Origin of the sequence: Cyanobium sp. CH-040, assembly GCF_024346135.1 — a bacterium.
Lineage (GTDB): Bacteria > Cyanobacteriota > Cyanobacteriia > PCC-6307 > Cyanobiaceae > NIES-981.
In genome coordinates this window covers 136,547-159,190 of record NZ_JAGQCJ010000007.1, presented here as the reverse complement: position 1 = coordinate 159,190, position 22,644 = coordinate 136,547, and the positions used below count along the sequence as shown (strand labels likewise).

Sequence of the window (22,644 nt, the reverse complement as noted above, 5' to 3'; positions counted from 1 at the left end):
ACCTCTTCAGGGAAGACGAAGTTTTCGTGCGGCTGGTCAGCCGGTGCCATCCAGGCCCGGATGCCTTCGTTGAGAAGGATGTTCTTGGTGTAGAAGGTCTCGAACTCCGGGTCCTCGGCGGCGCGGATCTCCTGCGACACGAAGTCGTAGGCGCGCAGGTTGAGGGCCAGGCCGATGATGCCGATGCTGCTGGTCCACAGACCCATCACCGGCACGAACAGCATGAAGAAGTGCAGCCAGCGCTTGTTGGAGAAGGCGATCCCGAAGATCTGGCTCCAGAAGCGGTTGGCCGTCACCATCGAGTAGGTCTCCTCCTCCTGGGTGGGTTCGAAGGCCTTGAAGGTGTTGGCCTGCTCGCCGTCCTCGAACAGGGTGTTCTCCACCGTGGCGCCGTGGATGGCGCACAGCAGCGCACCGCCCAGGATCCCCGCCACACCCATCATATGGAAGGGGTTGAGGGTCCAGTTGTGGAAGCCCTGCAGGAAGAGCAGGAAGCGGAAGATGGCGGCCACCCCGAAGCTGGGTGCGAAGAACCAGCTGCTCTGGCCCAGCGGGTACATCAGGAAGACGCTGACGAAGACCGCGATCGGACCGGAGAAGGCGATGGCGTTGTAGGGGCGGATGCCCACCAGCCGGGCGATCTCGAACTGACGCAGCATGAAGCCGATCAGGGCGAAGGCGCCGTGCAGGGCCACGAAGGGCCAGAGACCGCCGAGCTGAACCCAGCGCACGAAGTCGCCCTGGGCCTCGGGGCCCCAGAGCAGCAGCAGGCTGTGGCCCATGGCGTCAGCGGGGGTGCTGACGGCGGCAGTGAGGAAGTTGCAGCCCTCCAGGTAGGAGCTGGCGATGCCGTGGGTGTACCAGGAGGTGGCGAAGGTGGTGCCGGTGAGCCAGCCGCCCAGCGCCAGGTAGGCGGTGGGGAACAGGAGCAGACCGGACCACCCCACGAAAACGAAACGGTCGCGCTTGAGCCAGTCGTCGAGGACGTCAAACCATCCCCGGCCCGCCGGCGCGCGCCCTACTGCGATCGTCATGGAGAGAGCGGGATACCGGGCGATGGTAACAACGTTCCCGGGCACTGCGAGCTGCTCTGACACGGGCTGAAATCCCTTGCTGGATCTGGCTTCTGCAGCCCGCCCCCGCTCCTGGAGTCGGCCCCCGCCCCCACCGGCGGGCCCCGCGCCAAGATGGCCCCCACCTGTTCAGCTCCGCCGGATGCCCCCCACCGACCTCACCGACGTGCTGGAGCAGCCGGTGCTCGGCTCCCGCCGCCCGTCCAACCTGCTCGTGGCCCTGGTGGTGAGCCTGGGCGGCGTTGGCTTCCTGCTCACCAGCCTCTCCAGCTACCTGCACCGCGACCTGCTGCCCGTCGGCCACCCGGCCGAGCTGGTGTGGCTGCCCCAGGGGGCGGTGATGGGGCTCTACGGCCTGGCCGCCGTGCTGCTCGCCACCTACCTGTGGTCGGTGATCGGCATCGATGTGGGTGCCGGCAGCAACCGTTTCGACCGCGGTGCCGGCAAGGCCACGATCACGCGGCGCGGCTTCCGCCGCCGCATCGACGTGGAGATCCCCCTGCGCGAGATCCAGGCGGTGAAGGTGGAGGTGCGCGACGGCCTCAACCCCCGCCGCCGACTGGCGCTGCGGGTGCAGGGCCGCCGCGATCTGCCGCTCACCCGGGTGGGAGAGCCGATGCCCCTGGCCGACCTGGAGCTGGCCGGGGCTCAGCTGGCCCGCTTCCTGGGCGTGCCCCTGGAGGGCGTATGAGGCGCCAGGCCTGGCGGCTGGCCGCGGTTCTGGTGGCGGCCCTCACCCTGGGCGGCTGCGCGGGCGATGGTCTGAAGAGCGGTGAGAACGCCTGCGCCACCGCCCGGACCCCCTGTCTCGACGGCAAGGCCACCGTGGCCCTCACCACCAGCCGGGGGGAGGTGCGCATCGAGCTGGACGGCGACGCCGCGCCGCTCACGGCCGGCAACTTCCTCGATCTGGTGCGCCGGGGCGCCTACGACGGCACGGTGTTCCACCGGGTGGTGCGCCAGCCCAGCCCGTTCGTGGTGCAGGGGGGCGATCCGCTCTCCGCCAACCCGGTGGTGCCCACCAGCCAGTACGGCAGCGGCAGCTTCATCGATCCAAAGAGCGGCGAGGAACGGCTGATTCCCCTGGAGGTGAAGCTCAGCGCCGAGGAGTCCCCCCGCTACGGCCAGGAACTGCTCACCCCCGGCGTGACCAGCCAGCTGGCGCTGCCCCACCAGCGCGGTGCCGTGGCCATGGCCCGCTCCGCCGATCCCGACTCCGCCAGTGCCCAGTTCTATGTGGCGCTGCAGGCGCTGCCCGAACTGGACGGCCGCTATGCCGTCTTCGGCCGGGTGAGCCAGGGCATGGAGGTGGTCGACCGGATCCAGCAGGGCGACCGGATCGTCAGGGCCACCGTGGTGAAGGGTGGCGGCTAGGCGGGAACGCGTTTCTCGGAGGCGGTGACCTTGAGGAACTCGGTGTTCACACCCGAGGCCCGCTCCAGGGCCACCTTGCCGGTGCGGGCGATCTCGAGGATTCCGTAGGGCTCGAGCAGCTGCTCGAGGGCCACCAGCTTGCCTGGGTCGCCCACCACCTCCAGGGTGAGGGCATCGTCGGCCACATCCACCACCCGGGCGCGGAACACCTGCACCAGTTCGAGGATCTCGCCGCGCTGGCGGGGCGGGGCCGACACCTTGAGCAGCATCAGCTCGCGCTCCACGGCCGGAACGGTGGAGAGGTCGATCACGCCGAGCACGTTGATCAGCTTGTCCAGCTGCTTGGTCATCTGCTGGAGGGTGCGGTCGTCGCCCTCCACCACCATGGTCAGCCGCGACATGCCGTTCTTCTCGGCCGGGCCCACCGCCAGGCTCTCGATGTTGAAGCCGCGGCGGGCGAACAGCCCCGAGATCCGGCTGAGGGCGCCGGACTCGTCCTCCACCAGCACCGAGAGGGTGTGCTTCATGACACCAGGGCAGAACCGGCAGGTTACCGCCCCGCCTCCAGCACCGGCTCGGCCGCCGGCAGACGGCTGAGCCAGCCCAGCAGGGTGCGGTTGAAGTGCTCCGGGGCCTCGTCATGGGGGCAGTGGCCGCAGTGCTCCAGCACCTCCAGCGGCAGCCCCGGCCGCTGGGAGAGCACCTGGGCGGCCAGGCGCGCCGGCACCAGCTGGTCGCGCTGACCCCAGAGCAGCAGCATCGGCCGCTGCAGGCGGCGCAGCAGCGCCGGGGCGGTGGCCCCATGGGGCCGCAGGGCCATGGCGATGCTCATCGCCCGCAGGGCGCGCACCGCCCCCGGCCGCCGCGCCGGCCGCGCGATCAGGCGGTGCAGCTCCTGGTCGCCGATCACCGGTGTGGCATAGGCCGACTGGATGCCCAGATCCAGCAGCGGCGAGTGGGCGAGCAGCGGCACCAGCAGCTCCAGCGGCAGCAGCCGGCAGAGGCCGATCACCAGCCAGCGCTTCAGCCGCCGCCGCCAGGGGGGCCGCCGCGGCGGCCGCGCCTGGGGGGCGGTGAGCAGGGTGGGGTCGGGCAGCGGCGCCGCCACCACCGCCCGCACCCAGGCCGGGAAGAACACGGCGCAGCTGAGCGCCACCAGACCGCCGAGGGAGTGGCCCACCAGCACGGCCGGCGCGCCCACCACCTCGGCCAGGAACGCCTGCAGCTGGCGGGCCCAGAGGCGGTTGTCGAGCCGCAGGGCTGGCTGACTGGAGGCGCCGAAGCCGATCAGATCGATGCCGTACACCCGCCAGCCGGCGGCCGCCAGGGCGGCGGCGTTGCGGCGCCAGTGGCCGCAGGCCGCCCCGAAGCCGTGCACCAGCAGCAGCGGCGGATGGCCGGGATCGCCGAGCACGCGCCAGTGGCAGCTCTGGCCGCGCCAGATCCACTGGCTGTGCTCACCCCACTCGGCGTTGGCAGGCTGGGGCTTGGCTCGCAAGGCGGCTGGTTCCTGGATACCCGCGCAGGCTCTCACTATTGCGAAGGCGCGGCCCGGCTGCAGCTCGGCGGCGGCTTCTTCCGTCCGGAGTCACGGCCCAGCCGCGATCTGGGGGTGCTGCTGGCCCGCGCGCTGGCCTCCACCGGGCCGCTGCGGCTGCTGGATGTGATGGCCGGCTGCGGCATCCGCGGCCTGCGGGTGGGGCTCGAGGCCGGGGCCACGGCCGTGTGGGCCAACGACGCCGATCCCGATCGCCTGCCGCTGCTGAGCGCCAACCTGGCGCCGCTGTCCGCCGCCGGCTGCGCGCTGCGCACCACCGCCCTCACCGCCCAGCAGCTGCTGGCGGGATGCCTGCAGCGGCGCGAGCGCTTCGAGCTGGTGGATCTGGATGCCTTCGGCTGCCCCACCGCCCTGCTGCCCCTGGCGCTGGAGGCGGTGAGCCTGGACGGGGTGCTCTACCTGGCCAGCAGCGACGGCCGTTCGCCCACCGGCCACGACCGGCCGGCGGCCGTGCGCCGCTTCGGGGCGGCGGCGCGGGCCCATCCCGCCTCCTGGGAGCTGGCCCTGCGCCTGCAGCTCGGCAGCGTTGCCCGCTGCGCCTGGGCCCTCGGCCGGGGCGTCGAGCCGCTGCTGGCCTTCAGCGAGGGCCGCACCTTCCGCACCGCCGTGCGTCTGCGCCGCCGCCCCGCCCGCGGCGAGGAGGGTCAGCTGGGGCTGATCGCCCTCTGCCACGGCTGCGGCGACCAGCAGGTGCAGTCGCTGCTCAGCCTGCGCCAGTGGCAGCCCTGCGCCTGTGCGCCCGGGACGGCGCCGCCGCTGGCGATCAGCGGGCCGCTCTGGATCGGCCCCCTGCAGCACCCGCCGACCCTGGAGGCCGTCCTCCGCCAGGCAGAGGCGGAGGCAGAGGCAGAGGCGGTGCCCCGCAGCGTCGCGGCCGCCAGCCGCCGGCTGCTGGCGGCGCTGCACGCCGATCCCGGGCTGCCCGCCCGCTGCTGGCCCCTGGCCGAGATCGCCCGCCGCATGGGCCGCGGCGGTCCCCCGAAGCTCACGGCCCTGGTGGAGGCCCTGCGCCGGCTGGGCCACGGCGCCTGGGCCAGCGGCGTGATGGCGGGGCAGCTGCGCAGCGACGCCCCCTGGCCGCTGATCCTGGAGCTGGCGGCCCGGCTGGGAGGTGCCGGTGCCGCAGACGCTGCTAAATAGGAGGGCCTCCCACTGCATCGGCCATGGCCTCGGAAATCTTCGGCATCGCTGCCCTCTTCTGGGTGCTGATTCCCGTGGGCCTGGTGGGTGGCGTGCTGCTGCTGCGCTTCGCCGACGCCGACTGAGCCCCCGCGCAGGTCGAGCGGATGGCGCTCTCGGCCCGACGGGCGCACCCCTAGGCTCAGTCCCGCTTGAGCGTGGTGCATGCAGGTTCTGGTCGTTGGCGGAACGGGCACCCTGGGTCGGCAGATCGCCCGGCAGGCCCTCGATGCCGGCCATCAGGTGCGCTGCATGGTGCGCTCCCCCCGCAAGGCCGCCTTCCTGCAGGAGTGGGGCTGTGAGCTCACCCGCGGCGACCTGCTCGATCCCGACAGCCTTGACTACGCCCTGGAGGGCCAGGAGGCGGTGATCGACGCGGCCACGGCCCGCGCCACCGATCCCGGCAGCGCCTACGACATCGACTGGACGGGCAAGCAGAACCTGTTCGCCGCCTGCCAGCGGGCGGGCGTGAGGCGGCTGGTGTTCGTGTCGCTGCTGAACGCCGCCCAGCACCGCGACGTGCCGCTGATGGACATCAAGGCCTGCACCGAGCAGTGGCTGGAGGCCTCGGATTTCGACTACACGATCCTGCAGGGAGCGGCCTTCATGCAGGGGCTGATCAGCCAGTTCGCCATTCCCGTGCTGGAGGGCCAGACGGTGTGGGTGAGCGGCACGCCCACCCCCATCGCCTACATGAACACCCAGGACATGGCCCGCTTCGCGGTGGCGGCCCTGAGCCATCCCGACACCACGGTGCGCCGCTCCTTCCCGGTGGTGGGTCCGAGGGCCTGGACCACCGGTGAGATCACCCAGCTGTGCGAGCGCTACACCGGCAAGGACGCCCGGGTGTTCCGCGTGCCGCCAGTGCTGCTGGGGCTGATGCGCGCGGTGACGGGGTTCTTCGAGGCCAGCCTGAACGTGGCCGAGCGCCTGGCGTTCGAGTCGGTCACCGGCGGCGGTGCGCGCCTGGATGCGCCGATGGAGGAGAGCTACGCCGCCTTCGGCCTCGACCCGGCCGACACCACCACCCTGGAGGCCTACCTCAAGGAGTACTACGACACGATCCTCAGGCGGCTGCGGGAGATGGAGGCCGACCTGGACAAGGACGCCAGGAAGAAGCTGCCGTTCTGAACCGCCCCGACGGAGAGGGGAACGGACACGGGGACAGACACGGGCACTGGTTCACCTGTACTATTGCGGTATTGATGCCTGCCGCCGATGTCGGTCGCCCAGATCAAGAACCTGCAGCGTCGTCTCGCCAACCTGGAGAGCGAGGCCACCGAGGTGCTCAATCAGGCCTGCGGCCATGAGCTCTGGCAGAGCCTGGGCTTCGACGCTCTCGACAGCATCGACGATCCCGAGCGCCGCGCCCGCGCCAACTATTACTACGGCCAGCTGCAGACGGTCCGCGAGCTCCGGGATGTGCTGGCCTGAGGGCGGCAAGCCCCCCTACCCACCGGCCCCGCCCCGGCCGGACTTCCCGCCGCCGGCCCGCCCGCCGCGGCCCGGGGAGTTCCGCTTCAGGCGCTCCAGCCTGGTGCGCTCGGCGGGCGTCACGTCACGCCAGGCGCCGGCGGCCAGGCCCTCCAGGCTGAGCGGCGGCTGGCCGTCCATCAGGTCGATCGCCACCCGCAGCAGCCGCAGGGTGGGATAGCCCACCGCGGCCGTCATGCGCCGCACCTGACGGTTGCGGCCCTCGCGCAACTCCAGCTGCAGCCAGCTGGTGGGGATGGCCCGGCGCATGCGGATGGGCGGATCGCGCTCCGGGATCGCCGCAGCCGTCACCTCCGCGGCCGGCAGGGCCTGGGCCCGGGCCGGCAGGGTGCGGCGGCCCTGCACCGCCACGCCAGCGGCCAGCTGAGCCAGGGCCTGGGGATCGGCGCCGATGTCGCCCTCCACCTGGGCCCAGTAACGCCGCCAGTGCCCGCAGGCCGGGTCGGTGAGGCGGCGCTGCAGCGGGCCGTCGCTGGTGAGCAGCAGCAGGCCCTCGCTGTCGGCGTCGAGCCGGCCGGCGGCGTAGACATCCGGTACGGGGATGAAGTCGGCCAGGCAACGCCAGCGGCTGTTCGCTTCGGGCGTGAACTGGCTGAGCACCCCGTAGGGCTTGTGGAACAGGAGCGTGCGCGCTTCAGGAGCGGCGGGCATTCCAGAGATTCACCGCACCGATCGAGATCAGCAGCAGACCCAGGTCCATCGAGAGGGGTGGCAGCACCATGGAGGACCGGACCCGCAGGATCCGCAGTGGGGAGGCCCGACCCTACCGCCCGTGCGGCGGGGGTGAGGGGGCCACCTAAGCTGGCGTCAGCCGTTACCTGGATCGAGCGCTTCGCTGCATGATTGAGACCTCTGGTGTGATCGAGAAGGAACAGGGCAATGGGTTCTACCTGGTGACCCTGGAGCAGCCCGCCGGTCACCAGTGCCTCTGCCGCGCCGCGGGCAAGCTCACCAAGTTCCGGATCAAGCTGCTCGCCGGCGACAAGGTGCTGGTGGAGATCAGCCCCTACGACCTCACCCGCGGCCGCATCACCTACCGGGAGCGCAACGCCAGCACCGGGCCCCGCCCCGGCGGCAACCGGCCGGGGGGGCCCAGGCGCCGCTGAGCGCACCTCCCGGTGCGACGGCGCCGCTGAGGTCCGCTTGTCTCAGGCGTGCACGCCCAGCAGGCTCTCAATGGCAGCCTTGAATTCGCTGCGCTGCTTCACGCCCTTGAACTGCTGCTTGAGCTCCTTGCGGTGGAACAGCTGCACGGTGGGGGTGCCGGTGACCCCGGCCTGCTGGGCGATCGCCTGATCGGCCTCGATGTCGATCTCCACGCCCTGGGCGGCGCCGCCGAGCTCATCGAGCACCCGCTTGAGCTGGGGCTTGAGCACGTGGCAGGGGCCGCAGGTGGGTGAGGTGTACACCACCAGCAGGGGCCTCTCGCTGTCGTGGTACAGCTTGCGCAGGGCGTAGCCGCCCTTCTGCCAGAGCGCATCGGCGTCGTAGTTGGCCTCGTCGCTCTCGGCGGTGCGCTTCGGTTCGCCCACCTCCTGGGGCTCCACCGCCTCACGCTTCACCTCCACCGCCAGGTTGTGGTGGCTGAGCCAGCGCTCGGCGGCCAGGGCCGCCTGGCAGCCGCTGCCGGCGGCGGTGACGCCCTGGCGCCACTCGGCGTCGGCCACGTCGCCGGCGGCGAACACGCCCTCGATGCTGGTTTCGGGCCGTCCGGGCTGGGTCACCAGGTAGCCGTGGCTGTCCACCTCCAGCTGGCCGCGCACCAGGCGGGTGTTGGGGGTGTGGCCGATGGCATAGAAGAGGCCCCTCACGGGCAGCTCCTCGGTGGCGCCGCTGATGGCGTCCCGCAGGCTGATCGCCTCCAGCCAGTCGCTGCCGCTGCAGTCCACCACCTGGCGGTGCCAGTGCAAGGTGATGGCGGGGTTGGCCAGCACCCGGTCGGCCATGGCCTTGCTGGCGCGCAGCTTGTCGGAGCGCACGATCAGGTGCACGTGGTCGCCGTACTTGGTGAGGTACACGGCCTCCTCGCAGGCGGAGTCGCCGCCGCCCACCACGGCCACGGCCTGGTTGCGGAACTGGGGGGTGGCGCCGTCGCAGATGGCGCAGGCGCTGATGCCGCTGCTCCAGAAGCGCTCCTCCTGGGGCAGGCCGAGGCGGTTGGCGCTGGCGCCGGTGGCCAGGATCACGCTCTGGGCCTGGTAGGTGACTCCGTCGGCGGTGATCCGGAAGGGCCGCTGCGAGAGATCGATGGCGGTGGCGTCGGCCAGCACCAGGGTGGTGCCCCAGCGCTCGGCCTGGGCCTTCATCCGGTCCATCAGATCCGGCCCCAGGATGCCGTCGGGGAAGCCCGGGAAATTCTCCACGTGGGTGGTGGTCATCAGCTGGCCACCGGGGATGCCGCCATCCTGGAAGCCGGTGATCAGCAGCGGATTGAGGTTGGCGCGGGCGGCGTAGATGGCGGCGGTGTAGCCGGCGGGGCCCGAGCCCACGATCACCAGGTTTTCGACCTCAGGTCGAGGTGCGTCAGGACGCGCTGCGGTCACGGCTTAAGCGGAGCGACTATGAGTTGACCCTAGGCGATCGCCGTGACCAGCCGCGGCCGGCGGCCGCCGTGAAGGGATGTGTCCGGCTCCGGCAGAGGATCGGGCGGACTCCTTTAGATTTTGTTCAGATTTCCAGGAGGCCGTCCGTCTCCAGGTCGCTGGACGGGTTGATCTGCCCAGGGCCTCCGCCGCACCCGCCCAGGTCGCGGGGCACCATCAACACGTTGGCGGCCATCAGCTCGGGGTGGTCCTCCAGGCAGAGCAGCCACTCCCGGAACTCCTCGGTGAGGGCGTAGCTCTCCTCGTACTGCTCAAGGCAGTCGAGGGTGGCCTGACGGGCAAGTGCCCAGCTCACGGCGACGGTGAGGCGGCGATTCCCGATGGGGTCCATGGTCCGCGTCTCCGCGAGTGGCACCACGTTGCCTGGCGATCCGCCGAACTGACGTAGTGGTTGACACAACGTTGTTAACGCTTGAGGGGATTTCGTTTGTGACCTGTGCATCCGGTGCGCTGTGTGCTAAGCACTGCGCCTGGCTTGGGGCAGGAACGGCGGCAGCTCGGGCCCCCGCACCCGCAGCAGGGGGCCCGCCCGTTCGTCGATGGCCTGCAGCGGCAGCTGGCCGCTGGCGCTGCCTCCGGCAAGGGGCTGCGCCTCCGTGGCCGGCCGCGGCCTGAGCAGATAGGGCTCGCTCAGCGACCAGCCGCGGGCATGGCCGATCAGCAGCGGGTCGGCCGGAGCATGCACATAGGAGGGTTCGCGGGGAATGCTCTCCAGGCGCGCCCGTTCGCCATCCATGCGCACCGCCCGGGTGATGGCCTGCAGAAACCGGCTGCGGGTCACCACCGTGGTGAGATAGGCCACCACCCGCACCCGCGGCGCGTCGAAGCCCTCGGCGCACATGTCCACGCTCACCAGCCAGTCGGCCGTGCCGGCGCGGAAGTCGGCCAGCCGCTCGGCGGCGTCTGGGTGCTGGGAGTGCACCAGCAGCACCGCGTCGCCCTGCTCCTCCAGCAGCTGCCCCAGGGCCCGGGCGTGGGCGATGTCGCGCGCGATCACCAGGCCTCCGGCGCCGGGGTGTCCCGGGCGCAGCCGCTCAAGGCGCCGCCTGGCGCCGAGCAGCACCCGCAGGGCGATGCTGCCGCCATCCCCGAGCCGGATGGCCCGCCGCAGGTTGCGCGCCCGCCAGCTCTCGCGGGTCTCGGCGGAGAGCGGTGAGGTTTCCGTGTCGCCGCAGCCCTCGCCATCGGGGCCGGGCCGGCCATGGTCCACCCAGCCGTCCTGGAAGCGGAACTCCAGCGGCCGCACGTCCCCGGCGGCGATCAGCTGGCGCGGCTCCACGCTGAGGTCGGGAACGATGTGCTCGACCACCTGATCCCCGTCCCGCACCAGCTGGCGGCGGGCGGCGCAGAAGGCCAGGTTGTCGGCCCGGAAGGGGGTGCCGGTGAGACCCAGCCGCAGGGTGGCGCCGGCGCACAGACGGCTGAAGGCATGGCCCCAGACCGCCGCTTCCGGTTCCTCCGGATCGAGTCCCAGGTGGTGCACCTCATCGGCGATCGCCAGCCAGGGGCCCGAGCCCGCGCCGGCCCAGCGCTCCTGCAGGGTCTCCAGGTGGCGGGTGGCGGCCTGGTAGCTGAGCAGCAGCCCGTGGCCGCCGGTGCCGTCGCCCAGCTGGGGGTCCCAGCAGCGCAGCTCCAGCCCCAGGCCGGCGGCGGCCAGCTGCCACTGGCGGGCGATGGAGCTGCGGTGGCAGAGCACCAGGAACCGCTCCAGGCGCCCCTCCTGCCGCAGCTGCCGGAAGCTCAGCAGGGCGCCGAGGGTCTTGCCGGCCCCGGGGCCGGCGTGGATCAGCACGTCGTGGCCGCCGCCCGCCGGGCGCACCAGGCGGGCACGCAGCAGCTGGATCAGCTGGCGCTGCCACTGGCGCGGCTCGATCCGCGGGCCGGGCTCCGGTGCGCCCGCCGGGGGCTGGAGCTGGAAGGAAAGCGGCGGATCCATGGCTGTGGCCGGGGAGGCTGGGCCCCGGCTGGCCATTGTGCGCCCGGCGGGCCGATGCGTGTTCTCACCCATGGCCCCGCCGGCTGTGCTGCCTACCGTCGGGCCAGGCGGGCCTGGGGGCCAGCGCCCACCCGCTGCCCGTCGCGGCTGCTTCTCGCCGCTGCCTCTCGCCATGGCCCGCCCGCCCGACCAGCCGCACCGCCAGCCAGGCCCGCCTGCGGAGCGCCGGCGGCGGCACCTCGAGCGCAGCTGGCGCCGGGACTGTGACATCGACCCGATGATCCTGCGCGCCCGCCAGCTGCGCCGCCAGGGGTCGCTGCCCCAGGCCGTCAGCGTGGAGCAGGAGCTGCTGCCCCTGTTCTGAGGGCGGCCTGGTCTGAGGGTGGTTCGGTGGGTAAGTGCCCACATTGGCGCCCGAACCGTTGCCGGCACCGCGTCGGCTGCCGCCTAATGAAGGGTTGACCCGTGCATGCGCCTGCGTTGACCCATCTGCTCATCCCCAGGGAATGGCGTCCTGGGGAGGCCCGCGTGGCGGCCACCCCGGAAACGGTGCAGCGCCTCAGCGCCCGGGGGCTCACGTTTTCTGTGGAGGCGGGCGCCGGGGAGGCCTCCGGCTTCAGCGACGACGACTTCGCCTGCTCGGGAGCCAGGGTCACCGAGCCCGGCAACGGTGTGTGGAGCGAGGTGGACGGCGTGCTCTGCGTGCAGCCGCCGCCAGCGGAGCTGCTGGAGCGGCTGCGCAGCGGCGCCCTGCTGGCCGGCCTGCTCTCCCCCTACCGGGCCGAGGAGCTGGTGGACCTGCTCAACCGCCGCCAGGTGTCGGCCCTGGCCCTGGAGCTGCTGCCGCGCATCAGCCGCGCCCAGTCCATGGACGTGCTCTCCTCCCAGGCCAACATCGCCGGCTACAAGGCGGTGCTGCTGGCGGCGGCCGCCCTGGACCGCTACGTGCCGATGCTGATGACCGCCGCCGGCACGATCCAGCCCGCCCGCGCCCTGGTGCTCGGGGCCGGGGTGGCGGGGCTGCAGGCCCTGGCCACGGCCCGTCGGCTCGGCGCCGTGGTGGTGGTGAGCGACGTGCGGGCCGCCGCCCGCGAGCAGGTTGAATCGCTGGGCGGGCGCTTCCTGGCGCCGCCGGAGCAGGAGCCGGCCCCGGCCGAGCAGGGCGGCTACGCCCAGGCCGCCAGCGAGTCCTTCCTGGCGGCCCAGCGGGAGCAGCTGGCCGAGCAGCTGGCCCAGGCCGACATGGTGATCTGCACCGCCCAGGTGCCGGGCCGGCCGGCGCCGCGGCTGATCAGCGAGGCGATGCTCGACCGGATGCGGCCCGGCTCGGTGCTGGTGGATCTGGCCGTGGCCCAGGGCGGCAACTGCGCCGGCACCGTGGCCGGGCAGACGGTGCTGCGCAGGGGGGTGACCCTGATCGGCGCCGATGCCCTGCCCAGCAGCGTGCCCCACCACGCCAGCGCGCTCTACGCCCGCAACCTGGCGGCGCTGCTGGAGCACCTGATGAGCCTCGGCGAGCAGGCCGAGGGACCGCCGCTGGCGCTGGATCCCCAGGATCCGATCGTGGCCGGCTGTCTCGTCACCCACGCCGGCCGCTGCCGCCGGCCGGATGTGGTGGTGGGAGCCGAGGCGCTCGTGGGGGCCGGATCATGAGCGGCTTCTCCCAGGCGCTGTGGGTGCTGCTGCTGGGCAGCCTGCTGGGGCTGGAACTGATCGGCAAGGTGCCGCCCACCCTGCACACGCCGCTGATGAGCGGCGCCAACGCCATCAGCGGCATCACCGTGCTGGCCTCGCTGACGCTGCTGGCGCGGGCCGATGGCAACCCGGCGCTGCTGCTGCTGGGGGCGCTGTCGCTGGGCTTCGCCCTGTTCAACGTGGTGGGCGGCTTCCTGGTCACCGACCGGATGCTGGCCATGTTCCGCCGTCCCGGCGGCCGCACCCCGGGAGGCCGCTGAGATGGACCCAACCCTGATGGAGTCGATGCTGAACCTGCTGCCCTACGCGGTGGACCTGGTGGCGGTGCTGCTGCTGGCCCTGGGCATCAAGGGCCTGGCCAAGGTGCGCTCGGCCCGCAGCGCCAACGGCCTGGCGGCCCTGGCCCTGGGCCTGGCGGTGCTGGGCCTGCTGATCGAGCTGCAGCCGCCGCCCCTGGCCTGGGCGGCCATCGCCGCCGGCGCCGCCGCCGGCGGCCTGCCCGGACTGCTGATGGCGCGGCGGGTGCCGATGACGGCCATGCCCCAGACCGTGGCCCTCTTCAACGGCTGCGGCGGCCTCGCCTCGCTGCTGGTGGCGGTGGGCGTGGCCCTGTTCGGCGCAGGTGGCGGCGCTGAGGCCGGTGCGGCGCTGGTGGAGCGCCTCTCGATCGCCATCTCGGTGTTCGTGGGCGCCATCACCTTCACTGGCTCGCTGGTGGCGATGGCCAAGCTGGAGGGCTGGATCGACACCCCCGCCTGGACCCAGAGCCGTCTCCGGCACGGCGTGAACATCGCCCTGGCGGTGGCCGCGCTGGTGGGGGTGGTGGCCCTGCCGGCCGACCCCGGCGGGGCGCCGCTGTGGCTGCTGCTGGTGGCCTCCAGCCTGCTGGGGGTGGGCGTGACCCTGCCCATCGGCGGCGCCGACATGCCGGTGGTGATCTCGCTGCTGAACAGCTACTCGGGCGTGGCCGCGGCGGCGGCGGGCTTCGTGGTGGGCAGCCAGCTGCTGATCGTGGCCGGCGCCATGGTGGGGGCCGCGGGCCTGATCCTCACCCAGGTGATGTGCACGGCGATGAACCGTTCGCTGCTGAGCGTGCTCTTCGGCGGTGCCCTCGGCGCCTCCGCGGGTGGCGGGGCCAAGGCTGGCGGCGAGGACGGCGGCTACAGCCGCATCACCAGCTGCAGCCCCGAGGAGTGCGCCCTGGCCCTGGAGTGCGCCGAGCGGGTGGTGTTCGTGCCGGGCTACGGCCTGGCGGTGGCCCAGGCCCAGCACGCCCTCAGCGAGCTGGCCAAGCTGCTGCAGGCCAACGGCACCGAGGTGAGCTACGCCATCCACCCGGTGGCCGGGCGCATGCCGGGCCACATGAACGTGCTGCTGGCCGAGGCCGACGTGCCCTACGAGCAGCTGGTGGAGATGGATGCCATCAACCCCGAGTTCCCCCGCACCGATGTGGTGATCGTGCTGGGGGCCAACGACGTCGTGAACCCCGACGCCAAGACCGACAGCACCAGTCCCCTCTTCGGCATGCCCGTGCTGGAGGTGGACCAGGCGCGGCAGGTGTTCGTCGTGAAGCGCAGCCTGGGGGCGGGCTATGCCGGCATCCGCAACGCCCTGTTCGAGCTGCCCCAGACGGCGATGCTGTTCGGCGACGCCAAGGCGGTGCTCAACGGGCTGCTCAGCGAACTGCGCGAGCTGGGGGTGGGCCGGGTGAAGACGGCCGCCTGAGCCCGAGGGGGCGTCGCGATGATGCTCCGATGGAGCCGTCGTGATGCCCCCGTTCCGCCAGCGCTGGCCCTGGATCGGCCCCGACCTCCAGACCCTGCGCGACACCCTGCGCCCGCCGCGGCTGGGCCCGGATGCCGGCCAGCCGCTGGCGGTGCCCCTGGACGGCACCGGGACGGGGGAGGCTGCGCCTGGCGCTGGCGAGCGGCTGCTGGTGCTGCGCGATCCGCCCCTGGGGGCGGCCGGGCAGACGGCGCCCCGGGGCCTGGTGCTGCTGGTGCACGGCCTGAGCGGCAGCGCCGGCAGCAGCGGCGTGCGGCGGCTGGGGCGCTGCCTGCAGGAGGCGGGCTTCGGGGTGTGGCGCCTCAACCTGCGCGGCGCCGGGGCCGGCCGGGCCCTGGCTCCGGGCACCTACGCGGCGGCCTGCAACCGCGATCTGCTGCCGGTGCTGGCGGCGGCGCGGCGGCAGGCCGGTGGATTGCCGCTGCTGGGGGCCGGGCTGTCCCTCGGGGGGGCGGTGCTGCTCAACGCTGCCCTGGCCAAGCCCGCCTCCCTCGATGGGCTGGTGGCCGTGAGCAGTCCGCTGGATCTGGCCGCCTGCGCGGCGCGCATCGATGCCCCCCGCAACCGGCTCTACCAGCGCTGGCTGCTGCGCGGCCTGATCCGCCAGACCCTGGCCGATCCCTTCGGCGTGTCGGCGGCAACGCACGCGGCCCTGTGCGGCCCGCACCGGCCCCGCAGCCTGCGCGCCTTCGACGCGGCGATCACGGCCCCGCGCTGGGGTTACGCCACCGTGGAGGCCTACTACCGCCAGGCCTCGGTGCTGCCGCGCCTGCGTGCCGGCGCCGCCCTGCCCCCGGCCCTGCTGGTCCACGCCCTCGACGACCCCTGGGTGCCGGCCGCCGCCGCCCGCCAGCTGGCCGCCGATCCGCCGCCGGGGCTGCAGGTGCTGCTCAGCCCCGGCGGCGGCCACAACGGCTTTCACGGCGCTGGCGATGCCGCCGGCAGCTGGGCCGACCGGCAGGTGGTGGCGTGGCTGCGGCGGCGTCAGCCGGATGCGGCCGGAGCCGGGCTGAGGCGATAGCGGCGAACGATCCAGTCCTCGATCGGCACGCCGCCGATCACGTGCTCGCGCAGGATCGGCCCGATCCGCTCGGCGGTGACGCCGCCGTACACGATCCCGTCCGGCCAGATCAGCAGCACCGGCCCCTCGGCGCAGATCCGCAGGCAATCGGCCTTGCTGCGCAGCACCACGCCCGCCGGGCGGGCCGGATCCTCCAGGCCCAGCTCGCGCACCAGGCGCTTGAGGGCGTCCCAGCTGGCGGCGCCCACGGCCGGATCGGGGCAGCAGAGCGCCTTGCTGGGGGTGGCGCAGAGCAGCAGGTGATGGGCGATCAGCCGGGGGGTGGGCTCGGACATCGGCGCGCTGCTCAGGCCGGCAGCGCCGCGGGGGCCTTGGCGTGCAGCCGGGGTGCGGCCTCGCGCACCGCCTGGCGGGCCCAGGCGTCCACGGCCAGCACGTCGTCCAGAGCGGGGTTGGCCATCAGATCCACCCGGTGGCGGTCGCACACCAGCTCGATCAGCCTCGGGATGTCGAGGAAGTGCACCTGCTCCTCGAGGAACAGGGCCACGGCCTGCTCGTTGGCGGCGTTCATCACCGCCGGCATCGTGCCGCCGGCGCGGCCGGCGGCGTAGGCCAGCGCCATGCAGGGGTAGCGCGCCGGGTCGGGTTTGCGGAAGGTGAGCGAGCCCACTTCGGTGAGGTCGAGGCGGCGCCAGGGGGTGGCGAGGCGCTCGGGCCAGCTGAGGCAGTAGAGGATCGGCAGCTTCATGTCCGGCCAGCCCAGCTGGGCCAGCACCGAGGAATCGGCCAGCTCCACCATCGAGTGGATGATCGACTGGGGGTGGATGACGATCTCGATGTGGTCGTAATCGAGGCCGAAGAGATAGTGGGCCTCGATCACCTCCAGGCCCTTGTTCATCAGCGAGGCGGAATCCACGGTGATCTTGCGGCCCATGCTCCAGTTGGGGTGGCTGGTGGCATCGGCCACGGTGGCCTTGTGCAGATCGGCCGGATCCCAGTCGCGGAAGGCGCCGCCGCTGGCGGTGAGCTGGATGCGGCGCAGGCCCGGGGTGGGGGTGCCGGTGGAGAGGCGGGCGGTTTCGGCCCAGGGGGTGCCCTGCAGGCACTGGAAGATGGCGGAGTGCTCGGAATCGGCCGGCAGCAGGCGCGAGCCGCTCTTCTCCAGCTCCGGCAGCACCACCGGACCGGCGGCGATCAGGGTTTCCTTGTTGGCCAGGGCCAGGTCCTTGCCGGCGCGGATCGCGGCCAGGGTGGGCAGCAGGCCGGCGCAGCCGACGATGCCGGTGACCACCAGATCGGCGCTGGGCCAGGCGGCGGCGGCGTCCAGGCCCTCGGGGCCGCCCAGCAGCTCCGGCAGGCGGGCGGGACGCACGGCGGCATCGAGGGCCTGCAGCCGCTCCCGCAGCTCGGCCACCTTGCCGGCATCGGCCAGGGCCACCACCTCGGGGCCGTGGCGGCGGATCTGCTCGATCAGCAGGTCGAGGTTGTTGCCGGCCGTGAGCGCCACCACCCGGAAGCGCTCGGGGAATTCCTCGGCCAGTTCCAGGGTCTGGGTGCCGATCGAACCGGTGGAGCCGAGCACGGCGAGGGCTTTCACGGCGGGGCTCCGGCAGGGGGCCTCCAGTGTCCCACCGGCGCTGCGAAAGCATCGACAGGCCGCGGCGGAAGCATCGACAGGTCTCGAGAGCGTGATCAGGGCCCGATAGCGTGATCGCAACGGGGTTCTGCCCTGCGACCCCTTCATGCACGGGCGCCCTGATCCCAGGCGCGCCCTCCCGGCGGTTGAGAACGGTGGTATGGCGCCCGGCGGGGTGCAGCCCGGCGCGGTGCAGCGTTGAATGGGGCCACCCTGGCCGACGGCGTCCATGACCCCCGACTCAGCCCTGCCGCCGAGCGCTGCCGATGCCTGAGCGTCCAGTGCCCGCATGTTCATCGCCCGCACATTCAGAGCCTGGGCGTTCGGGGCCTGCTGGTCCCGCCAGGCCCACCCCCGGCTGGCCGTACCTGATCGGCTGCGGTCTGGCGATGGGCTCGGCCGATGTGGTGCCCGGGGTGAGCGGCGGCTCGATGGCCTTCATCCTCGGCATCTACGGCCAGCTGCTGGAGGCGGTCTCCGGCTTCGATCTTCAGCTCCTGGCGCTGCTGCGGCACGGGCGCTGGCGGGCGGCGGCGGCGCGGGTGCACCTGGACTTTCTGGTGCCGCTGCTGGCCGGCCTGCTGTCGGCGGTGCTGATCCTGGTGCGGCCGATCACCTGGCTGTACGAAGTCCACCCGGTGTTCCTGTTCGCCTTCTTCTTCGGGCTGATCGTGGGCTCGATCGTGCTGATCGCCCGCCACGCGCACTGGGGTGTCAGCGGTCTGGTGGCGATGGCGGCCGGGGCCGCGGCGGCGTTCGTGTTCGTCACCCGGGTGCCGGTGACCCTGCCCCACGACCCGTTCACGGTGTTCTGGAGCGGCGCCGTGGCGATCATGGCGATGATCCTGCCGGGCGTTTCCGGCTCCTTCCTGCTGCTGGTGCTGGGCCAGTACCAGCACGTGATGGAGGCGGTGAAGGGGCTCGATCCGGCCACCCTGGTGCCCTTCGCCCTCGGCTGCGCCACCGGTCTGATCGCCTTCGTGCGGCTGCTGCGCTGGCTGCTGGAGCGCTGGCACGGCCAGACCGTGGCCCTGCTGGTGGGCTTCATGGCCGGGTCGCTGTGGAAGATCTGGCCGTTCCGCACCGTGCTGGAGAGCACCCACAACGCCAGGGGCAAGCTGATCGTGCTGCGCGACGCCCTGGCGGCTCCCCCGGACGGTGGCTCCCTGGCGGTGGCCCTGCTGCTGGGCGCCGTCGGCGTGGCCCTGGTGGTGGGTCTGGAGTGGCTGCAGCACCGCGTCGGCGTGGCCGAGATGGGCGGCTGACGGCGCGATCGACCTGGTGGCGCCGTGACGGCCCTTGCCAGGCCACGGAAACTGGTTCGATTGCGGTTGCGCTGCGATGCCCCCGTCCCCGGACGCCACACGTCTGTTCACCCGCGGCCGCCCGACTGAGCGCTGGGCCTCCTCGATGGGGTTCGTGCTGGCGGCGGCGGGCAGCGCCGTGGGGCTGGGCAACCTCTGGGGCTTCGCCTACCGCGCCTCCCAGGGCGGCGGCGGCGCCTTCGTGCTGCTCTACGTGCTGATCGTGCTGGCGGTGTGCCTGCCGGTGCTGGTGGCGGAGATGGTGCTGGGCCGCAGCACCGGCCACGCTCCGCTGATCGCCCCGGTCACCGCCGGCGGGCGGGGCTGGAGGCCCCTGGGCTGGCTGTTCCTGGCCTCCGCGGTGGGCATCCTGTCGTACTACGCCGTGCTGATGGGCTGGACCGGCCGCAGCCTGCTGCACGCCCTGATGGATCCGCTGCCGGCCGACATCGCCGGCGCCGAGGCCTATTTCAAGGGCATCAGCAGCGGCGGCGACGCGGTGCTCGGCCACCTGGTCAGCCTGGCGCTCACGGGTGCGGTGGTGGCGGCCGGGGTGCGGGCCGGCATCGAGCGGCTCACCCGCTGGGCGATGCCGCTGCTGTTCCTGATGCTGCTGGGGCTGCTGATCTGGGCGGCCTTCCTGCCGGCGGCCCGGGAGGGCTACGGCACCTTCCTGCTGCGCTGGGATGCCAGCAAGCTCAGCGACCCGGCCACGATCCGCAACGCCTTCACCCAGGCCTTCTTCTCGATCGGCACCGGCATCGGCGCGATCCTGGCCTACGCCGCCTACCTCGACCGCCACAGCGGCATCCCCGGCGAGGCGGCGGCGGTGGTGGGCATGGACACGGCCGTGGGCCTGATGGCCGGCTGCGTCACCTTTCCGGTGGTGGCCAGCTTCGGGCTGGGGGATGTGGTGAGCGGCAGCACCGTGGGGGCGCTGTTCATCGCCTTGCCCACGGGTCTGGCGTCGCTGGGCGCGGCGGGCCGGGTGGTGGCCGTGGTGTTCTTCCTGCTGGCCTACCTGGCGGCGATCACCTCGGCGGTGTCGCTGCTGGAGGTGCCCGCCAGCTCGCTGATCGACCGTCTGGGCTGGAGCCGCCCCCGGGCGGTGTGGCTGTGCGTGGCCGCCATCGCCGTGCTGGGCCTGCCCTCGGCCCTGAACGTGTCCGTGCTCGAGCGCATGGACGCGCTGTTCGGCGGCGTGCTGCTGATCGCCGGCGGCCTGGCGATGGCCCTGCTGCTGGGCTGGCGGGCGCCGCGGCGCTACCGGGCCGACCTGGAGGGCTCGGGAAGTCCGCCGCAGCTGGTGGGGGCGCTGCTGTTCGCCCTGCGCTGGGTGTCGCCGCCGGCGATCGCCGTGGGCCTGGTGGTGTCGGTGATCGACCTGGCCCGCAGCTGGGCGGGGTGAGCCAAGCTGGGACGATGAGCTTTCTGCAGCGCTGGAACTTCATCGAGCGGGCGCGGCTGGAGCGCCAGCTCTGGGACGCCTTCGAGCGGGGCGACGACCTGGAGGCGCTGGTGGCCGGCTGCCGCAGCGCCGTGGAGGCGGGGGATCAGGGCCGGGCCTTCCAGCTGGAGGTGTGGACCACCACCCTGAAGCGCATCCGCAGGATCGAGACGCTCATGCGCGATCAGCAGCGACCGGGCACATAAGCGACCGGGCGGGCAAGAAGCAGGGCCTGCAAGCGTGATATCAGGCGTTGGTTGTGAGTGCAATGGACTCCAGATCAGCCCCGGCCCGATCGAAGCGCCTGTCGTTGCTGATCAGGGCCCTGCAGCCGTGCTGGAGGGCCGTGGCCAGATGGAGCGCATCCGGTGTCTTGAGGCTGTGGCGAGCCCGCAGCTCAGTGGCCAGGGACAAGGTGGCGTCGTTGATGCTCAGCCAGTGAAAGTGCCGCAGCCAGTCCTGGTAGCGGAGGAGCAACTCGCTCTGCTGGCGAGCCAGAGGGCGCACCAGGCATTCCAGTTGCACCAGCGGGGAGATCGCCAGGACCTGGTTCCGCGCCACCACAGCGGCCAGCCCTTGCCTTGCTGCGATTCCGAAGCATGGATCCTCCTCGAGCGCATAGATCAGCACGCAGCTGTCCACATACACCAGATCCATCAATCCCAGCTGTCACGCTCGGCCTGGATCTGGGCCTCGATCTCGGCGTGGCTGCGCTTGAGGTGGGCCGGCAGGGGGTTGGACTCCAGCCAGCGGATCGGGTCAGGTGCCTTGGGCGGGCCATCGATGGGCACCAGCTTCACGGCAGGGATCCCCCGCTGGGCGATCACCACCTCCTCGCCGGCCTGAGCTGCCCGCACCAGGCGGGAGAGCTGGTTTTTGGCCTCGAGAATGTTGACCTGCATGACCAGCGACGACTCTCGACGATCTCCAGGCTAGCCAGGTTGTTGCTGACCTGGCCAGGATGCCGGCCGCGGCAGCAGCTCACCCCCGCAGCCACTCGGTGACGCCGCCGGGTCTGTCGATCAGCTCGATGCCCTGCTGCTTCAGCTCGGCGCGGATGCGGTCGGCGGTGGCGAAATCGCGGGCGCTCTTGGCGGCGCGCCGCTGCGCGATCAGGGCCTCGATCTCCGCGTCTGCGCCGCTGCCGGTGCTGAGGGGCTCGGCCTTCAGGCCCAGCACGGCTGCCAGCTCCAGCAGCAGCGCCCCGCGGGCGGCCAGTTCCGGCGTGGCGGCCTCGGCGGCGGCGGCCGGATCGCCGCGCTCGACGCGGTGGGCCAGGGAGCGCAGCGGCCGGGCCAGCTCGAACAGCACCGCCAGGGCGGCGGAGGTGTTGAGGTCGTCGTCCATGGCCGCGGTGAAGCGCTCGCGGGCGGCGGCCAGCTCGGGCGGGAGGCCGGCGGGATCGCTGGCGGGACGGGCGGGGGTGATGGCGGCCGGATCGCCCGGGGTGGCGGCGGAGTGATCGGCAGCTGAGTGATCTGCAGCTGAGCGATCGGCCGTCTGGGTGGCCAGCGCCAGGGCGGCGTTGAGGCCCTTCCAGCCGCTGGCGGCGGCCTCCAGGGCCTCGGCGGTGAAATCCAGGGGCTTGCGGTAGTGGGCCTGGAGCACGAACAGCCGCAGCGTCATCGGCGACACGCCCGAATCGAGCAGGGCGCGGATGGTGGTGAAGTTGCCGAGCGACTTGCTCATCTTCTCGCCGCCCACGTTCACCATGCCGTTGTGCAGCCAGGTGCGGGCCAGCGCCTTGCCCGTGGCGGCCTCCGACTGGGCGATCTCGTTCTCATGGTGGGGAAAGATCAGGTCGGCGCCGCCCAGGTGGATGTCGATGGTGTCGCCCAGCTCCTCGCGCACCATCGCCGAGCATTCGATGTGCCACCCGGGCCGGCCGGGGCCCCAGGGCGAGGGGAAGCTGGGCTCGCCGGGCTTGGCGCCCTTCCAGAGGGCGAAGTCGAAGGGGTGGCGCTTGCGCGCCTCCTCCTCGTCGCTCACGCGCCCGCTGGCCCCCTCCTGCTGCTCGGACAGCTCACGGCCGGAGAGCTTGCCGTAGCCGGCGTGCTTCATCACGGCGAAGTACACGTCACCGTCGGCGGAATAGGCAGCTCCCCGGGCCTCCAGCTCCTCGATCAGCCGGCGGATGGCCGCCAGCGAACCGGTGGCGCGCGGCATGCGGTCGGCGGGGAGGATGTTGAGCCGGGCCATGTCGGCCGTGAAGGCCTCGATGTTGCGCTCGCTCACCTCCTCCATCGAGCTGCCCTCCTCGGCGGCGCGGTTGAGGATCTTGTCGTCGATGTCGGTGTAGTTCTGCACGAACGTCACCGCATAGCCGCTCCAGATCAGGTGGCGGCGCAGCACGTCCCAGACGATGTAGCTGCGGGCGTGGCCGAGGTGGCAGAGGTCGTAAACGGTGACGCCGCAGCAGTAGATGCTCACCTGGCCAGGCACCAGGGGTTCGAAGGCCTCGAGCCTTCGCGAGAGGGTGTTGGTGAGCCGCAGGGTCAAGGCCGGGCGGGAGCAGCGGGCGGCTCCGCACGGTAGGGCC

27 protein-coding genes are annotated in these 22,644 nt (G+C 72.5%); 15 read left to right on the top strand and 12 right to left on the bottom strand.

From position 1 onward, the window contains the following. A partial coding sequence (psbD, locus tag KBY90_RS08705) for a photosystem II D2 protein (photosystem q(a) protein) (protein WP_254968170.1) occupies positions 1–1,034 on the bottom strand: 1,034 nt, incomplete at its 3' end. Between the two features lie 181 nt (positions 1,035–1,215). On the opposite strand from psbD, the gene KBY90_RS08700 reads away from it, so the two are divergent. Both KBY90_RS08700 and KBY90_RS08695 read left to right on the top strand, forming a co-directional pair. Further along, the gene (locus tag KBY90_RS08700) at positions 1,216–1,764 is read left to right on the top strand and encodes a photosystem I assembly protein Ycf4 (RefSeq protein ID WP_254968169.1); all 549 of its coding nucleotides are present in this window, start codon (positions 1,216–1,218) and stop codon (positions 1,762–1,764) included. Further along, positions 1,761–2,447, top strand: a complete 687-nt coding sequence (locus KBY90_RS08695) for a peptidylprolyl isomerase (RefSeq protein WP_254968168.1) — start codon at positions 1,761–1,763, stop codon at positions 2,445–2,447. The genes KBY90_RS08700 and KBY90_RS08695 overlap by 4 nt, the downstream gene beginning before the upstream one ends. Here KBY90_RS08695 and ilvN read toward each other — a convergent pair. Further along, positions 2,444–2,974 carry an acetolactate synthase small subunit gene (ilvN, locus tag KBY90_RS08690; protein ID WP_254968167.1) on the bottom strand — a complete coding sequence of 177 codons (531 nt, stop codon included), beginning with the start codon at positions 2,972–2,974 and terminating at the stop codon, positions 2,444–2,446. The two genes, KBY90_RS08695 and ilvN, sit on opposite strands and share 4 nt — an antisense overlap. Positions 2,975–2,997: 23 nt before the next feature. After that, positions 2,998–3,945, bottom strand: a complete 948-nt coding sequence (locus KBY90_RS08685; protein WP_254968166.1) for an alpha/beta fold hydrolase — start codon at positions 3,943–3,945, stop codon at positions 2,998–3,000. A gap of 114 nt (positions 3,946–4,059) precedes the next feature. Between KBY90_RS08685 and KBY90_RS08680 the strand changes: the two genes are divergently transcribed. The 4 genes from KBY90_RS08680 to KBY90_RS08665 all read left to right on the top strand — a co-directional run bounded on the left by KBY90_RS08680 (position 4,060) and on the right by KBY90_RS08665 (position 6,618). Then, complete coding sequence (locus KBY90_RS08680; protein ID WP_396122555.1) at positions 4,060–5,145, top strand: N2,N2-dimethylguanosine tRNA methyltransferase; 1,086 nt, start codon at positions 4,060–4,062, stop codon at positions 5,143–5,145. Positions 5,146–5,168: 23 nt separating this feature from the next. Next, on the top strand, positions 5,169–5,270 hold the full coding sequence (petM, locus tag KBY90_RS08675; RefSeq protein ID WP_254968165.1) for a cytochrome b6-f complex subunit PetM: 102 nt from the start codon (positions 5,169–5,171) through the stop codon (positions 5,268–5,270). 79 nt (positions 5,271–5,349) lie between these two features. After that, positions 5,350–6,315: an NAD(P)H-binding protein gene (locus tag KBY90_RS08670; RefSeq protein WP_254968164.1), complete on the top strand. Its 966-nt coding sequence runs from the start codon at positions 5,350–5,352 to the stop codon at positions 6,313–6,315. An 87-nt stretch (positions 6,316–6,402) separates the two neighbouring features. Beyond that, positions 6,403–6,618, top strand: coding sequence for a hypothetical protein (locus KBY90_RS08665; protein ID WP_254968163.1), 216 nt, complete (start codon positions 6,403–6,405; stop codon positions 6,616–6,618). 15 nt (positions 6,619–6,633) lie between these two features. Here the strand turns inward: KBY90_RS08665 and KBY90_RS08660 are convergent, their stop codons facing one another. After that, on the bottom strand, positions 6,634–7,329 hold the full coding sequence (locus KBY90_RS08660) for a pseudouridine synthase (protein WP_254968162.1): 696 nt from the start codon (positions 7,327–7,329) through the stop codon (positions 6,634–6,636). 188 nt (positions 7,330–7,517) lie between these two features. Here KBY90_RS08660 and infA point away from each other — a divergent pair, with 188 nt between their 5' ends. Beyond that, on the top strand, positions 7,518–7,784 hold the full coding sequence (gene infA / locus KBY90_RS08655; RefSeq protein ID WP_254968161.1) for a translation initiation factor IF-1: 267 nt from the start codon (positions 7,518–7,520) through the stop codon (positions 7,782–7,784). A gap of 42 nt (positions 7,785–7,826) precedes the next feature. Here the strand turns inward: infA and trxB are convergent, their stop codons facing one another. The 3 genes from trxB to KBY90_RS08640 form a co-directional block, all read right to left on the bottom strand. After that, positions 7,827–9,173, bottom strand: a complete 1,347-nt coding sequence (trxB, locus tag KBY90_RS08650; protein WP_254968160.1) for a thioredoxin-disulfide reductase — start codon at positions 9,171–9,173, stop codon at positions 7,827–7,829. Between the two features lie 172 nt (positions 9,174–9,345). Beyond that, positions 9,346–9,612 (bottom strand): hypothetical protein, encoded by a 267-nt coding sequence (locus KBY90_RS08645; RefSeq protein WP_254968159.1) that lies wholly within the window; start codon positions 9,610–9,612, stop codon positions 9,346–9,348. Between the two features lie 126 nt (positions 9,613–9,738). Further along, a complete protein-coding gene (locus KBY90_RS08640) occupies positions 9,739–11,217 on the bottom strand; it encodes a DEAD/DEAH box helicase (RefSeq protein WP_254968158.1) in 1,479 nt (492 codons plus the stop codon). Positions 11,218–11,389: 172 nt separating this feature from the next. On the opposite strand from KBY90_RS08640, the gene KBY90_RS08635 reads away from it, so the two are divergent. The 5 genes from KBY90_RS08635 to KBY90_RS08615 all read left to right on the top strand — a co-directional run bounded on the left by KBY90_RS08635 (position 11,390) and on the right by KBY90_RS08615 (position 15,718). After that, positions 11,390–11,581: a hypothetical protein gene (locus KBY90_RS08635; RefSeq protein ID WP_254968157.1), complete on the top strand. Its 192-nt coding sequence runs from the start codon at positions 11,390–11,392 to the stop codon at positions 11,579–11,581. Positions 11,582–11,697: 116 nt separating this feature from the next. Then, positions 11,698–12,870 (top strand): NAD(P) transhydrogenase subunit alpha, encoded by a 1,173-nt coding sequence (locus KBY90_RS08630; protein ID WP_254968156.1) that lies wholly within the window; start codon positions 11,698–11,700, stop codon positions 12,868–12,870. Beyond that, positions 12,867–13,172 carry an NAD(P) transhydrogenase subunit alpha gene (locus KBY90_RS08625; protein WP_254968155.1) on the top strand — a complete coding sequence of 102 codons (306 nt, stop codon included), beginning with the start codon at positions 12,867–12,869 and terminating at the stop codon, positions 13,170–13,172. The genes KBY90_RS08630 and KBY90_RS08625 overlap by 4 nt, the downstream gene beginning before the upstream one ends. A 25-nt stretch (positions 13,173–13,197) precedes the next feature. Then, positions 13,198–14,637 (top strand): NAD(P)(+) transhydrogenase (Re/Si-specific) subunit beta, encoded by a 1,440-nt coding sequence (locus KBY90_RS08620; RefSeq protein WP_396122557.1) that lies wholly within the window; start codon positions 13,198–13,200, stop codon positions 14,635–14,637. Between the two features lie 43 nt (positions 14,638–14,680). Further along, complete coding sequence (locus KBY90_RS08615) at positions 14,681–15,718, top strand: alpha/beta fold hydrolase (protein WP_254968154.1); 1,038 nt, start codon at positions 14,681–14,683, stop codon at positions 15,716–15,718. Here KBY90_RS08615 and KBY90_RS08610 read toward each other — a convergent pair. Together KBY90_RS08610 and KBY90_RS08605 are read right to left on the bottom strand one after the other, a co-directional pair. Next, a complete protein-coding gene (locus KBY90_RS08610; protein ID WP_254968153.1) occupies positions 15,682–16,053 on the bottom strand; it encodes a ferredoxin in 372 nt (123 codons plus the stop codon). The genes KBY90_RS08615 and KBY90_RS08610 overlap by 37 nt on opposite strands. A gap of 11 nt (positions 16,054–16,064) precedes the next feature. Beyond that, complete coding sequence (locus KBY90_RS08605) at positions 16,065–17,315, bottom strand: 1-deoxy-D-xylulose-5-phosphate reductoisomerase (RefSeq protein ID WP_254968152.1); 1,251 nt, start codon at positions 17,313–17,315, stop codon at positions 16,065–16,067. 428 nt (positions 17,316–17,743) lie between these two features. Between KBY90_RS08605 and KBY90_RS08600 the strand changes: the two genes are divergently transcribed. The 3 genes from KBY90_RS08600 to KBY90_RS08590 all read left to right on the top strand — a co-directional run bounded on the left by KBY90_RS08600 (position 17,744) and on the right by KBY90_RS08590 (position 20,311). After that, positions 17,744–18,619 (top strand): DUF368 domain-containing protein, encoded by an 876-nt coding sequence (locus tag KBY90_RS08600; RefSeq protein ID WP_254968151.1) that lies wholly within the window; start codon positions 17,744–17,746, stop codon positions 18,617–18,619. 76 nt (positions 18,620–18,695) lie between these two features. After that, positions 18,696–20,066, top strand: a complete 1,371-nt coding sequence (locus KBY90_RS08595) for a sodium-dependent transporter (RefSeq protein ID WP_254968150.1) — start codon at positions 18,696–18,698, stop codon at positions 20,064–20,066. A gap of 14 nt (positions 20,067–20,080) precedes the next feature. Beyond that, complete coding sequence (locus KBY90_RS08590) at positions 20,081–20,311, top strand: hypothetical protein (protein WP_254968149.1); 231 nt, start codon at positions 20,081–20,083, stop codon at positions 20,309–20,311. A 40-nt stretch (positions 20,312–20,351) separates the two neighbouring features. Here the strand turns inward: KBY90_RS08590 and KBY90_RS08585 are convergent, their stop codons facing one another. From KBY90_RS08585 to cysS, 3 genes are all read right to left on the bottom strand, one after another. Further along, positions 20,352–20,762, bottom strand: coding sequence for a type II toxin-antitoxin system VapC family toxin (locus KBY90_RS08585; RefSeq protein WP_254968147.1), 411 nt, complete (start codon positions 20,760–20,762; stop codon positions 20,352–20,354). Beyond that, on the bottom strand, positions 20,762–21,007 hold the full coding sequence (locus tag KBY90_RS08580; RefSeq protein WP_254968146.1) for a type II toxin-antitoxin system Phd/YefM family antitoxin: 246 nt from the start codon (positions 21,005–21,007) through the stop codon (positions 20,762–20,764). Before KBY90_RS08580 ends, KBY90_RS08585 begins: the two co-directional genes overlap by 1 nt. Positions 21,008–21,086: 79 nt before the next feature. Then, complete coding sequence (gene cysS / locus KBY90_RS08575; protein ID WP_254968144.1) at positions 21,087–22,604, bottom strand: cysteine--tRNA ligase; 1,518 nt, start codon at positions 22,602–22,604, stop codon at positions 21,087–21,089. Between the last annotated feature and the right edge of the window lie 40 nt (positions 22,605–22,644).